The organism is Janthinobacterium sp. PSPC3-1 (genome assembly GCF_049896105.1).
In the GTDB taxonomy this organism is placed as follows: Bacteria; Pseudomonadota; Gammaproteobacteria; order Burkholderiales; family Burkholderiaceae_D; genus Janthinobacterium.
This window is the reverse complement of record NZ_JAFCTQ010000001.1, coordinates 486,692-502,500: the sequence shown is the minus strand read 5'-3', so window position 1 is coordinate 502,500 and position 15,809 is coordinate 486,692. Positions and strand designations below refer to the sequence as shown.

Below are 15,809 nucleotides of genomic sequence, written 5' to 3'. Positions count from 1 at the left end.
ACAACCAATTTGTGTCCCAAATTCAATCATGGCATCGTGCGATGCTCAAGGGTAGACGGCGGTGGGACGACGCTTACGAACGAGGCGTCCATGCTGTTGCTAATACGCCAGGACAGCACGCGCCGCGAATACCAGTCGATCACCGCCACCAAGTAAGCAAAGCCGCGTGCCAGCCTGACGTACGTGATGTCGGTACTCCAGACGTGGTTGGGCCGGATCACCGCCACCCCGCGCAGCAAGTACGGGTAGACCTTGTGCCCCGGATGCCGCACCGTCGTGCTGGGGCCGGGCGCCATTCCGGCCAGGCCCATCATGCGCATCAGGCGCTGCACCCGCTTGCGGTTCACCAGCCAGCCCTGCCGCAGTAGGATCACCACCATCCGCCGGCTGCCGTAGAACGGGTGCTGGGTGTACTCCTCGTCGATCAACGCACACAGCGTCAGATCATCCTCATCGGGTGGCGCGGCCAAACGCGGCCGGTACACTGTCGCCCGCGACACGCCGGCCAGCTCGCACTGGCGCGACAGCGACAGCTTGGGGTTCCGCTCGATCCACCCCAGCCGCACCGCGCCGCTCACAGGCCTGACTTTTTTTTAAGCCAGTCCAGTTCCATCTTCAGGCGTCCGATCTCGCCGAACAGACGGTCCTCGTTCTCGTGTTCCAGCTCAACCTTGGGGCCGCGCTTTCCCTCGAACAGCGTGCCTGCCTTAGCAAGAATTTCCTTCTTCCACTGGCTCACCATCACCGGGTGAACGCCGTGTAACTGGGCGATCTCGTTGACCGTCTTGACCCCGCGCACGGCCTCCAAACCAACCTTAGCCTTGAACTCCGCGCTGTGCAATTTCCGCTTCTTTGCTTCTGTCATTCCCTGCCATCCTCCGTTGAGGACCATAGCTTAAACTGCTGTCTCAAATCGTGGATCCACTATACCACCACCCGGAAAAAGGATATTGGATCAAGTGAACTTCTGGAACAAACTGAGAGCCGCATCGCTCGCCACAGCTGAATCTGTGTCTTCTGAAAAAGTACACGTCCTGCCACGCTTTGAAGACGAGGGAGTCGTCTACCCTGTTGTCGATGAGGCAGACATTGCAACAACAGATCGTGTCCAGCGTGACAAACTCGCCTACCTGATGCAGTTGGAAGAAGAAGGCTACATCACGCCGCTGATCGAAGATTGGTTGCTGCCGTGGGAGGAAACATACCAGCTTCTGGCCCAGGCAGATCATGCTGCCAGCATTCCGCTGCTGGCACTGCCGCCGTCGTGCGCCGTCAAGCCGATAGTTGGCAGTGCCGGCAGCCTGTCCGATATCGACTTCAAGGTGTTTATTGAAGGCTGGGAAATGCCGGATGGCAATGCCATCCGGGGTGGACTGACACGCGAAGGGGCGATCTTCACCATGGATGGCCAGCGCTACCTGATGCCTGAAACAGTCTGGAAATTCGTGAAAGCGGTGCAAGAACTTAACCGCAGCCAGAAGGCCGACCCTGGCGAGAGAACAAACCAGTTGGGTTGGGCGACTGTACGCAAACTGGCGCGCCAGGCCGGCGCCAGGATGGATGGTTTCCTGGCTCGTACAGTCGTATTGCGCCCTGATGCGCTGAAACTCAAGCTTGATAAACACATGGTTGGCGAAGAGCAGGTAATTGAGATCACGCCGCAATTTACCGACGAACCCGAAGGCTGGCTGGCATCGTTTGATCGCCATCAGCACGTTCCGGATCGCTATGTCATCACCGGGAAAGATGGAGGAGTCACGCACATCCTGATCACGCCCGAAGTAAAAGCCGTGCTGGACGAGGTACGCTCCATGCCTGGACGCCGCGCAGCAGGAGACAAGGCATCGCTGTTCTTGAAAAACCCGTTTTCCCTCCTTGGCCCGGAAGCTGCGAAAGTGCTCGATCCTGAAGAGTATGACCACTCGCTGGAAACGGCAGGAATCCACTTCTACACCTTTGTCATTAAGCCGCGACTGCAAGCTGACGGGAAGATTGAAACGGTGCTCCTGGTATTGACCGCGCCGTCCGAAAATGCTGAAACGCTGGAACTCGATTTCAAGGAACCGCTGACGATGGCGCGCTTTGTACAGGAGGTTGGCGGGAAAATGCTTAGCCAACTGCCATGTGCATGCTGGAAAGGCCATGAACTGGAACTGGCTGGTTTTGACAACCGGGATCTGTCCGATCTAGAAAATTTGCATCAGCGCTGGCTACAGCAACAAGCAGGACATCATCTCGACAGCATCCTCGACCTGAGCCAGTACGGTGACCGCGTGATCGGTATCGGCCCTGCCGAGAATGTCGTTTCACCATATTTGCAAAAAACCGCCTCCGAAAACTGGCTTCCCAAAGAAATCCTCAACGAACTTGGATTCGATGGAGAATTGCTCAGTAAATGGGAGACGTCAAACCGGGAGCACTATGATCAATTCAATCTCAATATCACGCAAGCGACGCACGATGAACTGCTGACGGCAAGGCTGCCCGGTGCCGAACTGGAGATCGAACTACGCACGGCGGAACGCATCGCCGGCATGTGGGGCGAAAGATTCAAGCAACACGACGCTGCGGAAACCAGGGATAAAGGCGAGCGCGGCGTATTGCAGGTCGTTGGCAATATCGACGAAGTCGGCTTTCAACTGAACCGCGGCGCCAGCATACGCAGTGGCTTGGCAGCCAATGCCGATTTGCCGCAGTCGCTGCTTCCCGAGACGGTGCTGCGAGAGCATCAACTCAAGGGGGTCGGATGGCTGCAGCACTTGTATGGTCTTTCACCCGATGTCACATCCGGCTGCATATTGGCTGACGACATGGGGCTCGGTAAAACCATACAACTGCTGACGTTTATCGCCTGGTGTATTGAAAAAGAGCCTGATGGGCTACCGATTCTGATTGTTGCGCCGGTATCGCTACTCGACAATTGGGAAAGTGAAATGCGCAGCTTCCTGGAGCCATGGCTGGCAGAAGATACACTGAAGCTGTATGGCCGTGCACTGATGGAAGCGAGGATGCACAAGTCCGATATTCCTCTGGAACTCAAGCAATATGGGATCCAGAACCTGCTGCGCTTTGGCTGGCGCCAGAACCGCCGTGTCGTGCTGACTACTTATGAAACCTTGCGCGATCAAGAGTTCTCGTTGGCACGGCAACCATGGAGCGTGGTGATCTGCGACGAGGCGCAAAAGATCAAGAATCCCGCAGCGCGCGTTACCCAGGCAACAAAAGCCATCAAGGCGCGCTTCAGGATCGCTTGCACCGGAACACCGGTCGAGAATTCACTGACCGATCTCTGGTGCCTGTACGACTGGATACAGCCGGGGTTGCTGGGCGCACTCAACGAATTCGGACGCGAGTATAGAAGGCCAGTCGAAGCAAAAACGGCAGCAGGCGAAGCTGCCTTGGAGCGCCTGAGAACCATCATCGAACCGCAGCTCCTGCGAAGAACAAAACTGGATGTTGCCAAGGACCTTCCCGCAAAAATCGAGAACATCGCGTGCAAATCATTGCCGATGAGTTCACTGCAAAATCGCTTGTACCGTTCCGAGATCACGTCTTATCAAGACAAGCGTGTCATGCAGGAAAAGCTCGGCAACCAGAGTGCGGCAATGCTGGGTTTGCTGCATACACTGAAGCTGGTCTGCGCGCATCCGCATGCGGTGCGGCCGGAGGGCAATCCCGTCGATGTCTCACCGAAGTTGCGCTGGACACTGCAACAACTTAAGGCCATACGCGAGCTTGGAGAAAAAGCGATCATTTTTACTGAGTTAAGAGACATTCAGCGAGCCTTGCAATTCGCTGTTTCCGACGAATTCGGTTACAGGCCCGAGGTCATCAATGGCGATACCAATTCCAGCAGCGACCGTGGGCCCAGCCGCCAGACACTGATTGACGCCTTCCAGAAAAAACCCGGTTTCGGTGTCATTATCTTATCAACAACCGCAGTCGGTTTTGGCGTCAATGTGCAAGCAGCAAACCACGTCATCCACTTCACTCGCCCATGGAATCCCGCAAAGGAAGACCAAGCCACTGATCGCGCTTACCGGATCGGACAAACCAGAGATGTTCATGTGTATTACCCAACCGTTATCAGCGATGGACTGACAACATTTGAACAAACGCTGGACAGCTTGCTGGCTCGCAAACGCTCACTGGCGGCCGACATGCTCAACGGCAGTGGCGATATCGAAATAGCCGAGTTTTCTACCAATATCTGAATTGGCATGATTTCTTGCATCAGCGTAATTGATCTTCGGGGCGATTACGCTGCTTCCAGGTACTCCACCATATCAGCCACAGCAAGCCCAGCTGCACCGGCAGGCGCAGCCACAGCGCCCACAGCGGCACCGGGAACAGCTCGGGCCGTTGCAGCATGTAGAAATGCGCGGGCGTGACCGCGATGGTCAGCAGGAACAGGCCGATGCCGGCCGCCTTGCGCGTCGGCGGGTACAGGATGCCGACCGCGCCCAGCAGTTCGAACACGCCGCTGATGAGCACCGCCGCCACCGGCCACGGCATCCATGGCGGCACGATGCTCGCTTCGGTGCCGGTGGCCACGAAGTGCATGATGCCGCCGATAAAGAACCACAGGAACACGAAACACAGGCCCGCCGCCTGGGGCTTGCCCATCTGGCGCAGGTGTACAACATCCATATGGCCTCCTTTGCCGCAGTGTGGCTATGGCAGCCTGGCCGCCACCTGCGCCAGGGTCGTTTGCAGGGCCGTGAAATCGACCGGCTTGGTCAGGTGCAGATCGAAGCCGGCCTGCTGCGAGCGTAGCCGGTCCTGCTCGCTGCCCCAGCCGGTCAGCGCGATCAGGGTGGCGTCCGCCATGCCGTCCATCTTGCGCATGGCCAACGCCACCGCGTAGCCATCCATGTCGGGCAAGCCGATATCGAGCAGCACCAGCGGCACCGGTGATTGTGCCGCTCTTTCCAGGGCGCTGGCGCCGTCATGGGCCACCGTCACCTCGTAGCCGCTGAACTCCAGCAGCGCGCCCATGGTTTCCGCCGCGTCGATATTGTCGTCCACCAGCAGGACTTTCATGGCGGTCACCGGCTCCGCCGGCGCGGCGCGCACGGGCGGCGCGGCAGGCAGCGGCGCATCGCCCGGCAGTGGCAGGCACACGGTAAAGCGGCTGCCTTGCCCGATGCCGCCGCTCGCCGCCTCGACCCGGCCGCCATGCAGTTGCACCAGCCGCTGCGCCAGGCTCAGGCCCACGCCCAGGCCACCCTGCGACATGCCTTCGCTGCCGGGCGCCTGCGCGTACAGGTCGAATACCGTGGCCAGCACGTCGGCGGCGATGCCCACGCCGTTGTCCACGACATCGATCACCACCTGGCCCGCCACCGCGTCGATGCGCGCCGCCACCTTGATGGCGCCGCCTTTCGGCGTGTACTTGGCGGCGTTATTGACCAGGTTGCTGAGCACCTGCGCGATCCGGTGCCGGTCCACATGCAGCGCCACGCTATCGGGCGGCAGGTCGAGGTCGAGTCGATGACCGCCCGCGCTGACCAGCGGCATGCTGATTTCGATCGCCTGGTTGACCACCTCGGCCAGCGTCACCGCTTCGCGCTTGAGCGTCAGCTTGCCGCTGGTGAGCCTGGCCACGTCCAGCAAGTCGTCGACCAGGTGCACCATATGGTTGACCTGGCGCTCCATCATGCCGCGGATATCATGCCGCGACGTGGCGGCGGCGCCCGAACGCATCAGTTCCAGTCCGGTGCGGATCGGCGCCAGCGGGTTGCGCAGTTCATGCGCCAGCGTCACCAGAAATTCGCTCTGCATGCGGTTCTTCTCGCCCAGTTCGCCGGCCAGCGCCTCGGCGCGTTCCTGCAGCAGCTTGAGTTCATGCACGTCGATCACGGTGCCGACATAGCCGAACGGCGCGCCGCCCTCGTCGAGGCGCGGCTGGCCGATATCGATCATCCAGCGGTACTCGCCATCTTGGCGCCGCAGACGGTAGTCGATGGAAAACGGCGAGTGAATGGCATTGGCGGCCATGAATTCGTCACGCGTGCGCTGCAGGTCTTCCGCGTGCACGTTCTCCAGCCAGCCAAAACCGAGTTCCTGCTCCGGCAGGCGGCCCGTAAAGTCGCTCCAGCGCCGGCTCAGGTAAGTCGCGTAGCCGGTGGCGTCGGTGGTCCACAGCATCACCGGCGAGGCGTCGATCAAGGTGCGGAAATACGCTTCCTGTTTCACCGCTTCCTGGCGCTGCTGGTGGCGCTCGCGTGCCAGGCCCACCTGGCGCTGCACGCGCGCCTGCAATTCGTAGGCGGAAAACGGCTTGACCAGGTAATCGTCGGCGCCGGCGCGCAAGCCTTCGACCTTGGCTTCCTCGCCGGCGCGCGCCGACAGCAGCATCACCGGCAGGTGGCGCAGCGACTCGGTGGCGCGCAGCCGGGCGATCAGGCCGAAGCCATCGAGCCTGGGCATCATCACGTCGCTGACCAGCAAATCGGGCGGGTCGGCCAGCAACAGCTCGAACGCCGCTTCGCCGTCGGCGCAGGCCGTCACGTCGGCATAGGCGCCCAGCAGCGACTTGATATACGCACGCATGTCGTTGTTGTCGTCGGCCACCACGATGCGCGGGCGCACCGGCGCAGCGTCAAGCACCTGCGGCGCGGCGTCCGGCGTGGCGGGCGCCGGCTCGGCGGCGTCAGGCAGCCAGCGCAAGGCTTCCTCCACGAAGGAGGCGCCCTGCTGCGAACTGGCTTCATCGAAATCGCGCCCCAGGCGCTCGGCCGGCAAGTGATCACTGCCGAAGGGCATGTCGACATCGAAGCGCGTGCCCTCGCCCTCCACGCTGTGCACGGCAATCGTGCCGCCATGCAGGCGCACCAGTTCCTGGATCAGCGCCAGGCCGATGCCGGTGCCCTCGTAGGTGCGCCCCGGCGCGCCTTCGATGCGGTGGAAACGTTCGAACATGCGCGGCAATTCCTGCGCGGGAATGCCGCTGCCGGTGTCGCGCACCGACAGGCGCGCCATGCCTTCGTGGCGGCGCAAGGTGACCGCCACTTCGCCCCGCAAGGTGAACTTGAAGGCGTTCGACAGCAGGTTGAAGACGATCTTTTCCCACATGTCGCGGTCGACATGCACAGGCTCGCCCAGGTCGTGCAGGTCCAGCGTGTAGGCCAGGCCGCCCTTTTCCATCGCCGATTCGAACACCCCGGCCAGTTCCAGCGTCACCTGGCGCAAGTCGGCCGCCACATAGGTCGCCATCACGCGGCCGGCCTCGATGCGCGAAAAATCGAGCAGGGAATTGACCAGTTTCAGCAGGCGCAGCGAATTGCGGTGCGTGACCTCGATACGCTGGCGCTGCACCGGATCGAGCGCATGCCGCGTGTCGCCCAGCGCCTCGGCCAGCGGCCCCAGAATCAGGGTCAGCGGCGTGCGGAACTCGTGCGACACATTGGAAAAAAAAGCCGTCTTCGAGCGGTCGATCTCGGCCAGTTCTTCGGCACGGCGCTGCTCGCGCTCATACGCCAGCACATTGCCGACCGCCGTGTTGACGGCGCCTTTCAACAGTGCATAAAAATTGAAGTAATCATCATCGAGCGCGCGGCAGGCGCTGGTGCCGGCCACCAGGAAACCGAACAGCGCTTCCTGCCCCGGCAAGGCCAGCGGCAGCACCATGGCGCTGCGCGGCAGCTCTTCGTACGGACCACAGGACGCCAGGCCGAAGCGCGCCTCCAGGCCGTCGACCTGCTGCATCACGCCCGCCTGCGCGGTGGCGGCAAACGGCCAGGTGGCATCGTCAAACGCAGTGCTGGCCGGCGCCAGCGCGCTGTCGACGGCCATGCCCGCGCTGCCGCGCAACGCCAGTTGTCCGCTGTCGGCATCGATCTGGTAAAACAGCAAAAACGGCACGTCCAGCGCCAGGCTGTCGTACTGGCCGGCCATCTGCGCGCCGATGTCGCCTATCGTGCGCGCCGTGCCGATCGCCGCGCTCAGGTCGCGCAAGCCCTGCGTGCGCCGCGCATTGAGCACCTGCCCGGTCGACTCCGTGATCGGGTGGAACACCCCGCCGACCTTGCCCGATTCGTCTCGGATCGACGAAAACGAGAACGTCATGAAGGCTTCTTCCAGGTAGCCGTAGCGGTCGAGGAACATGCGCTGGTCGCGGATATACGCGCCTTCGCCCTCATGCGCGCGGTCGAAGGCGTCGCCGACCACCGGCAAGGCCGTGGCCCAGCACACCTTGAACGGCTCGCCCATCGATTCCGGATGCTTGGCGCCGCAGATCGGGCGATACGCGTCGTTATAGATCTGCACGTCCTCCGGCCCCCACGCCACCAGGATCGGGAAGGTCGACGACAGGCACAGGCTGACGGACGTACGAAGGCTTTGCGGCCAGCTTTCCAGCGGCCCCAGCGAGGTGGCCGACCAGTCGATGGTACGGATCAGCGCACCCATCTCGCCGCCGCCGGACAGCCAGTTCAGGTCGTGGTTGAGCGGGGCGATCGAAGGTGGGGCAAGGAGCTGAGTCACGGAGGTTGTACCGGGCAAAAAGGCGATGCGATGAGTGGATGAGATTGGTATCCTATTATATGACGGGACGGTGGGTCGCTTGTGCGCAGATCGGGAGAAGTGCTACCCTGGCCACTATCAAAGTGACCGCCCAGCAAAAAGCGCCCCGCGGGGCGCTGGTCGGCTCGCTGCGCCAGGTGATGGGCGCGGCGAAAACTTATGCCGATTTCTTGCGGCGCAGCGCGCCGGCGACCAACATCAGGCCCAGGCCCAGCATGCCCCAGGTCGACGGTTCCGGCACCGCCGATACGTTGATATTATCCACCGACGCGTAGTAAACGCCCGAAGTCTGCTGGATATTGAAGGCGGTCAGATTGGTGAAATTCGTCAAGGCCCGGGTCGTGAAGTCGGTCGCGCTGCTTTGGTTTGTGATAGAGGAGGTGAAACTCTGGCTCACGGTGGTGCCGTCGGCCCGCGTGCCGGTCAGCATCGCCGTGCTGGGATACGCGTAGTAGAAATTACCCAGATCGATGCTGCTTACCGAAAATGGCGTGTGGGCGGCGTTGGTCATCGTTAGCGAGCCGCTCAGTATCAGGTAATCCGTACCGTTGTAAGAGAAAGTACTTGATGCGGTGGCACCACCGACATTCGCATCGGTCAAGTGTGCCCCCCCCTGATTTGAGGGTGAATGCATAGCCGTTCTCGGTATAGGAAGTCAAACTGGTATGGTTTGCAGCCGTGCTATCGTTAAATGTGATCACCTCCGCCTGCGCACCGCCGGCAGCCATGGCCAGCACAGTGGTCAGCACGATGGCCTTGATTTTTGACACGAACATATTGATCCCTTTGGTTTTTATTTGGAAATCGAATGTTACCAGATGTCATTAAAAAAATCATAATTATGATGGTATTTTCATATCAATAGTTTCACTTTTATAATTTTTTTGAGGCTGAGATTCAGGGACAGGCGCCCCATGAACCTCCAGCGCGCTTGACAGCGACTGGCGCAGCAGGGCCCTGCCGAAGGATCATTTGGCGATCGTGTATTTATCGATGAATTCGAAGGCATTGATATACAGCTCGCACAGATACTGCTTTACATCCTGCTCGAAGGTCGGCGACGCCAGCTTCAGGTCGTCCTTGTACCCAAGCTGGGATGGCTCATAGGTCGAACCGATATTCAGCTTGGCCTTGCCGTGCAACACCGCCGTACCATCGGCCTTGCCGGTCAGGGTAATCGTCACGACCGGCGCGCCGCCCCGGATATCCGTATTCGCGGCCAGCGAAAAAATCATCGCCGTGCTGTAGGAAGCGTCGGAGTGCGAGCTTTTCACCTGGCAGGTGCCGCCATCGCCGGCTATCGTCTGCCGCTCCTCTTCAAAGATTTTTTCAAACCGCTCCATCCCCTTGATGGTGACGGCCAGGAAGGCAGAAATGGCCGCAAGACGCGCTCTTTCCTTCTCTTCCAGCGCCAGCTTTTCCGCCAATTTCTTGTTCGCACGCTGCTGCTGCGCCTGCTGGTAAGCTGACATGGCCGGTCCTCCCTGATGGATGAGAACCATGATATAGCAAACGGGAGATTGGCGATTTTGGCTTCGGCATGCTTGCTGCGCGGCTGCAGGCAGGTCGCGCCATCGACTTCATTGGCAACAGGATGGCCAAGGTGCCAGTCCCGCCCATTCCAAGCGAAAAACCATCAAGTCGGCGATCAGATTAATTGGCATGAATATGCCATTCATTTGATCCAGGCTTCACTATTAAAACCGCCTGACAAGCCGCAAGGGGCGTCGCTCTAACGCGCAAAAAATACCAAGGGTTGCAGCCGCAATCAATAAAAATCCACCCTGCGTTCACGCGCTGGAGGGTACATCACACCCTGAATTTTTGGAGAAAAATTATGGAAGATCACAGCAATGGAATAATGTTGCCACCAGACACAAGTGACCAGTCTTTGTCGCAAGACAGAAAGGCGCCAATCGGCTCGCTCAGCGATGAGCCCGGCATACAAAAGCCTACTCTTGAAAGCGTGATCTTCCGCGCTACGAAGGCGGCTGCCGTGTGGAACCGTAATGAAGATGATCTGCGCGCAACAACGACTCTGCTCCAGTGGCGCGACAACTGCCGCGATGAAATTCGTGACGAGATTTTCACTGAAATCAAATGCGTTACCGCTAACGACACGCTGTTGAATGCATGGACAAATACCTTTGATGGCGCCACTGACGACGAACTCGCCGCGTTACGCGCCACTGTCAGCGGCGAGCGCTGTAATGTTGACTGTGCCGTCACAATTGCCTGCGAACTTTTGTTTCTTGCAATTAACGAGGGCATTCGATTCGAGCCCGAAGGCAACCGCGCAAACTCCTTGATACGCGCAGCGATGCGCTACCTCGACGATATCGGGGAGTTCGTGAATTTCATCGATGGCTGGACCGTCGCTGACGGAGGTATCTCATGAGCACGATATTCGATATGGATCCAAATGGCTCTGACAGCGAACCTCTGTACAACATCCTGACCGAGAAATACGATCTGTTGTATTGCATGCTCACTCGCGGCGATGCAGATCGCATCATTGATGAGCGCCAGGTATTGCCCGAGCAATATCCACTGTGGCAAGGCACCTTGATCGTCAAGCGTGTGATGCTGCAGCAGGATGAAATGAGGTACCCACCTGCTGCGCGCCGAAAAACATGGCCGGACGTGTTACCAGAGATTCCGCCAGGCAGGCCTCGTCCGACGATCTTCTATTGCGGTGGCAATCTCGGCCTCGGAAGTAACAAAGTATTCATTACAGTCGAGCGTGAAGGATGGCGCGGTGACATCTGTCTTGAGGAGGCACTGTTCAACATCGATTATTTCACGGCTGAAGGGCAGCGACGCATTATATCTTGCCTGCCATATCACTTCGAGATATCAACATTGCCAGCAGCAACCTGACTTGGCGAGAACGGAGGTAATCGACGTCACCCCACACACCTGCTCGCCAACCAGCAGGACGTTGCGACCTGCCCCCCAAGCCAGCGAGATTGCCGTGGCGCAGGGCCCGCTCACCAAGTGGTAAAACGTATAGCTCTACGTGCCCGGCAAGAGCGGCCTGCGCAGGTCAACCTGATAAAAGTATTGAAAACGACTGACAGAGAAAAATGAGCGATAGGCGCGAAGTGCAAAAATTCCTGCGTGGCATGCTCACGCGCGCATCCGGCCGATCAAAAAAATATAAGCAATTTTGTTGATAATACTTTTAAATACAAACATTTTTGCTTATACTCATTCCATCGAACCAAGCATCGGGGGCGCGGTGAAGCAGAGTGAGTTTGTTCGATGGCTCAAGCTAAAAGGGGCGACTTTCAAGGAAGGCACAAATCACTTGAAAGTTTATCTAAACGGCAAACAGACCATCTTACCGAGGCATCCAGGCAAGGAACTGAAAACAGGACTTGTCGAAGGTGTCAAAAAACAACTCAACCTGAAATGAGGAAATTCCCTGAAAGGGCCTTTCCGGCACCGCGCCGACTCTCCCCATGAAAAGGAGCTATATGAAATACCCTGCAACTTTTTCCCCGGCACCAGAAGGCGGCTATGTCGTCACGTTCCGTGATATCCCCGAAGCGATCGCACAAGGCGATGATGAGGCCGAAGCATTGGCCGAAGCCCGCTCTGCCCTTGCAAGTGCGATGGATTTCTACTTCGAGGACCGCCGCGCCACGCCCGTACCTTCAGCGGCGCAGCCTGGCGAGCGCCTTATCAGCCTACCGGCCAGCGTCAGCGCCAAGGTACTGCTGCTCAATGAAATGGCCGCGCAGGATATGCGCCCGGCTGAGCTGGCCCGGCGTCTGGGTGTAAAGCCCCAGGAAATCACGCGACTGCTGGACCTGGCACACACCACAAAGATCGACGCCATCGAAGAAGCCATGCATGCACTTGGCCGAGAGTTTGAGATTGTCACGGCCTGATGCACATAAAAAAGCCCGCAGCGTGGCAAGCTTTTCAGAGTGATTAACTGCTTGACCCAGTTCTCAGGTAAATACAAAGAGGTACTGTACCGGACACTTTATTCCGGGGCAGATATTTCATCTTACAGGCACCGACTCTTCAATTCGCCCAAGTAGAAATCCACTAACCGCTTCAATCTTACCGCGCCAAAGCCGCATGCCCGAGGTGATAGGCAGCCCTTGCAATGTGTATAGCCTTGCATCGGCCAAGTGGATCATCGCCGGCATTTGCTGCGTCTCCAGGCCTTTTCTATCATCCACCCTTGGATACAGACTATGAGCCATATCTACATAATGCTTCCGCACCTCTTCCGATTTTGCATCCACCAGGCCTAGAGAGGATATGTGGTGCTCGGCAAATTGAATGTAATACTCGCGACCGTTGATAATCACCCCCGATACGAGCATTGCTTGGATCTGGAGCGTAATCGGGATCCCTTGACTGCAGGTAGCATTAAGCTCCCTCACCAACTCTTGCAACAGCGGATCATAGCCGACACCTGCATCCTGATGGATATTTGTAGTTGACTGATTTATTTGCAATGGTCCCATAGCCCCTCAAAAGAAAGATATCGTCTGTCGATAATACAGGCACCGGGCGTGTTCCGGGAAGTAGGCCCTTATCGTTCAAGCCATAGCTGGCTGAGCAGACGCAGGCCCTCATCCGCCGCGCGGGCGCACATATCGGTCAGACGCCTGGCCGCAGCGTGCTGAGCCGCGCCATCTGTTCTTTCAGCCCTTATGGATTCACACCTTCTTGATGTAGGCCGCGGACTTCGACACGATCAGCTCCTTTGCCACCGCGACGATGGATATACGGGCAGCCGCACGACGCGGCGAAGACCGTAAAGATATCCAGAAGCGACTGGTTCACACGTCCGCCAAGACAACGGACACTTATATCAAGGAAGTAATCCCTGATGTGTCGGAAATCCCGATGTCGCTCCCCTGGCTGGAATGAAGCACGTAAACGGAAAAACCCAGCGCTGTATATTATACAATCGTATAATATACAGCGCTGGGTTTACATACAGCTTTCGCTGCAAGTCCTTGATTCTTATGGTCGGGACGGGAGGATTCGAACCTCCGACCCCGTGCACCCCATGCACGTACGCTACCAGGCTGCGCTACGCCCCGACGAGGTAAAGATTATAGCAGACGCTTTTGGGTTTTTGCCATGCTTTCCACGCGATTCATTGCTGAAATCAAGAACCCGCATCGGCCGCTTTATTCGCCCAGCATCAACGCGCGCATGGCGGTGCGTATGCCTTCGACCAGGCCGGGGTTCAGCACGCCCGGATTGTGCACATGGCGCACGGCCAGGCCCTGGTACATGGCGATCATGGCGTTGATGCGCCCTTCCACCAGGTCGGCGCCGGCGGGCAGGCCGCGCTTTTCGCGGGCGGCCGTGACGATGGCGAAGAGCTGGCCGCGCGAGCGCTTGTCGGCCGCTTGCATGGTGGCGGCGATCTTCGGGTTGCGCGACGCTTCCGAGTGGATTTCCAGCGGCACCGCCCAGATGCCCGGGTCCAGGCATTCCTGCACCCGCTCCTCGACGTCGTCGATCATCGCCTGCAGCGGATCTTCCCGTTGCGCCAGGTCGTGCATGATGTTCGACACGCGTTCCATGTTCTGCTCGACAAACGCGGCGATGATGGCGTCCTTGCTGTCGAAGTAGTTGTAGATATGGCCGGCGCTCATGCCGGCGGTCTTCGAAATTTCCGCCATGCTGGCGCCGTGAAAGCCATGCCGGCTGAAACAGCAGGCGGCCGCATCCAGCACCTGTTTGCGGCGGCTGTTGGCGCGCTCCAGGCTAGGATGTTTTTTCTCTTGAGTCATGATTTTTCCCGTTGCGCGCCGGCCCTGCCCTTGCGGGCAAGACCGGCGTCGGCGTGCCCGTGATTACTGGGCAGCGCCAGCCGCTGCGACGGCTGTTTGCTCAGGCTGCCAACCGCCGCCCAGCACCTTGTACAAGGTCACCAGGTTGGTCGATTTGGCCAGGCGCGCCGTAATCAGGCTTTGCTGCGCGGTGTACAGCGCGCGCTGGGCGATCAGGGCGTTCAGGTAGGTTTCCGCGCCCTGCTTGTAGCGCGCATCCTGGATGGTGTAGCTCTTCGTCGACGCCTCGACCAGCGCTTCCTGCGACTGCAGGCGCTCGTCGATGGTGCCGCGCTGGGCCAGCGCATCGGACACTTCACGGAAGGCGACCTGGATCGCCTTTTCGTATTGCGCCACCGAGATTTCACGATTCACCTTGGCGATATCGAGGTTGGCGCGGTTCACGCCACCGTCGAAGATCGGCAGGCTGATCTGCGGAATGAAACTCCAGCTGCCGCTGCCAGCCTTGAACAGGTCGGACAGGTTGTTGCTGACCGAGCCGGCGGTGGCCGTCAACGAAATGCGCGGGAAGAAGGCCGCGCGCGCCGCGCCGATATTCGCGTTGGCCGCACGCAGGGTGCGCTCGGCCACCAGCACGTCGGGACGGCGTTGCAGCACATCCGACGGCACGCCGGCCGGAATGTCGGCCAGCGATGTCACGGCGCCGAATTCGGCTTGTGGCAACAATTCGGCCGGCACGCTGCTGCCGACCAGCAGGGCCAGCGCGTTCTGGTCGAGCGCGACCTGGCTGGTGTAGACGGCCACGTCGGAACGGGCCAGCTCGACACTGGTCTGGGCGTCGTACTTGTCCAGGCCCGAGGTGGCGCCCGCATTGAAGCGGCGCTCGGCCAGGGTGTAGCTCGACTGCTGGCTGCGCAGGGTGTCCTGCGCCACGCGCAGGCGCTGCTGGTCGGCGACCAGGTTCAGATAGCTGCTGGCCACTTCGGACACCAGGCTGATCTGCTGTGCGCGGCGGGCTTCTTCCGTGCCCAGGTATTGCTCCAGCGCGCTGTCGGACAGGCTGCGCACGCGGCCGAAGAAGTCCAGCTCGTAGGCGGAGATACCCAGGTTGGCCGTGTACTGGCGCGTGATCGACGCTTCGTCGTTGGCGCTCTGGTTGCGCGGAATGCGGGTCGCCGTCTGGCCGCCCGAGGCCGACAAGGTCGGGATCAGGGCGGCGCGTTCGATGCCATACGTCGCACGCGCTTTCTCGATATTCAGGATCGAGACGCGCAGGTCACGGTTGTTGGCCAGCGCCAGTTCGATCACCTGGCGCAGGCGCGCGTCGGCAAAGAACTCGCGCCAGGCGAGGTCGGACACCGCCGTCGCGCCGGCGGGCGCGTCGGCCTTGTACGACGGGCCGGTCGGCCAGGCGGTCGGCGACGGCGCCGCCGGACGCTCGTAGGTGGGAGCCAGGCTGCAGCCGGCCAGCAAAGCCAGCGCCGCCATGGAAAGTAGCGTTTTTTTCAT

Annotated in this window: 12 protein-coding genes, 1 tRNA gene and 1 pseudogene; 5 read left to right on the top strand and 9 right to left on the bottom strand. The window is 59.6% G+C overall.

Annotated features, from left to right (window positions below; genetic code table 11):
* Positions 1 to 77 precede the first annotated feature (77 nt).
* A pseudogene (locus ACP7B7_RS02220) lies at positions 78 to 865 on the bottom strand (IS3 family transposase); the annotation flags it as partial.
* Between the two features lie 94 nt (positions 866 to 959).
* Here ACP7B7_RS02220 and ACP7B7_RS02215 point away from each other — a divergent pair.
* A complete protein-coding gene (locus ACP7B7_RS02215) occupies positions 960 to 4,214 on the top strand; it encodes a DEAD/DEAH box helicase (RefSeq protein WP_426075610.1) in 3,255 nt (1,084 codons plus the stop codon).
* 19 nt (positions 4,215 to 4,233) lie between these two features.
* Here the strand turns inward: ACP7B7_RS02215 and ACP7B7_RS02210 are convergent, their stop codons facing one another.
* The 4 genes from ACP7B7_RS02210 to ACP7B7_RS02195 form a co-directional block, all read right to left on the bottom strand.
* A complete protein-coding gene (locus ACP7B7_RS02210; RefSeq protein ID WP_426075603.1) occupies positions 4,234 to 4,650 on the bottom strand; it encodes a DoxX family protein in 417 nt (138 codons plus the stop codon).
* A 24-nt stretch (positions 4,651 to 4,674) separates the two neighbouring features.
* Positions 4,675 to 8,487 carry an ATP-binding protein gene (locus tag ACP7B7_RS02205; protein ID WP_426075602.1) on the bottom strand — a complete coding sequence of 1,271 codons (3,813 nt, stop codon included), beginning with the start codon at positions 8,485 to 8,487 and terminating at the stop codon, positions 4,675 to 4,677.
* A gap of 196 nt (positions 8,488 to 8,683) precedes the next feature.
* Positions 8,684 to 9,127 (bottom strand): PEP-CTERM sorting domain-containing protein, encoded by a 444-nt coding sequence (locus ACP7B7_RS02200; protein ID WP_426075601.1) that lies wholly within the window; start codon positions 9,125 to 9,127, stop codon positions 8,684 to 8,686.
* A gap of 367 nt (positions 9,128 to 9,494) precedes the next feature.
* On the bottom strand, positions 9,495 to 9,998 hold the full coding sequence (locus ACP7B7_RS02195) for a hypothetical protein (protein WP_308925243.1): 504 nt from the start codon (positions 9,996 to 9,998) through the stop codon (positions 9,495 to 9,497).
* Between the two features lie 365 nt (positions 9,999 to 10,363).
* Between ACP7B7_RS02195 and ACP7B7_RS02190 the strand changes: the two genes are divergently transcribed.
* From ACP7B7_RS02190 to ACP7B7_RS02175, 4 genes are all read left to right on the top strand, one after another.
* Entirely contained in the window at positions 10,364 to 10,924 is a 561-nt protein-coding gene (locus ACP7B7_RS02190) for a hypothetical protein (protein ID WP_426075600.1), read from the top strand.
* Positions 10,921 to 11,406, top strand: coding sequence for a hypothetical protein (locus tag ACP7B7_RS02185; protein WP_308925241.1), 486 nt, complete (start codon positions 10,921 to 10,923; stop codon positions 11,404 to 11,406). Before ACP7B7_RS02190 ends, ACP7B7_RS02185 begins: the two co-directional genes overlap by 4 nt.
* A gap of 292 nt (positions 11,407 to 11,698) precedes the next feature.
* Entirely contained in the window at positions 11,699 to 11,944 is a 246-nt protein-coding gene (locus ACP7B7_RS02180; protein WP_308925240.1) for a type II toxin-antitoxin system HicA family toxin, read from the top strand.
* A gap of 61 nt (positions 11,945 to 12,005) precedes the next feature.
* Positions 12,006 to 12,422 (top strand): type II toxin-antitoxin system HicB family antitoxin, encoded by a 417-nt coding sequence (locus ACP7B7_RS02175; RefSeq protein WP_426075599.1) that lies wholly within the window; start codon positions 12,006 to 12,008, stop codon positions 12,420 to 12,422.
* 117 nt (positions 12,423 to 12,539) lie between these two features.
* On the opposite strand, the gene ACP7B7_RS02170 is transcribed toward ACP7B7_RS02175, so the two are convergent.
* From ACP7B7_RS02170 to adeC, 4 genes are all read right to left on the bottom strand, one after another.
* Entirely contained in the window at positions 12,540 to 13,013 is a 474-nt protein-coding gene (locus ACP7B7_RS02170; protein WP_308925238.1) for a hypothetical protein, read from the bottom strand.
* A gap of 508 nt (positions 13,014 to 13,521) precedes the next feature.
* Positions 13,522 to 13,598: transfer RNA gene (locus tag ACP7B7_RS02165), tRNA-Pro, on the bottom strand.
* 90 nt (positions 13,599 to 13,688) lie between these two features.
* Entirely contained in the window at positions 13,689 to 14,300 is a 612-nt protein-coding gene (locus ACP7B7_RS02160; protein WP_426075598.1) for a TetR/AcrR family transcriptional regulator, read from the bottom strand.
* A gap of 63 nt (positions 14,301 to 14,363) precedes the next feature.
* Positions 14,364 to 15,809, bottom strand: coding sequence for an AdeC/AdeK/OprM family multidrug efflux complex outer membrane factor (gene adeC / locus ACP7B7_RS02155; RefSeq protein ID WP_426075597.1), 1,446 nt, complete (start codon positions 15,807 to 15,809; stop codon positions 14,364 to 14,366).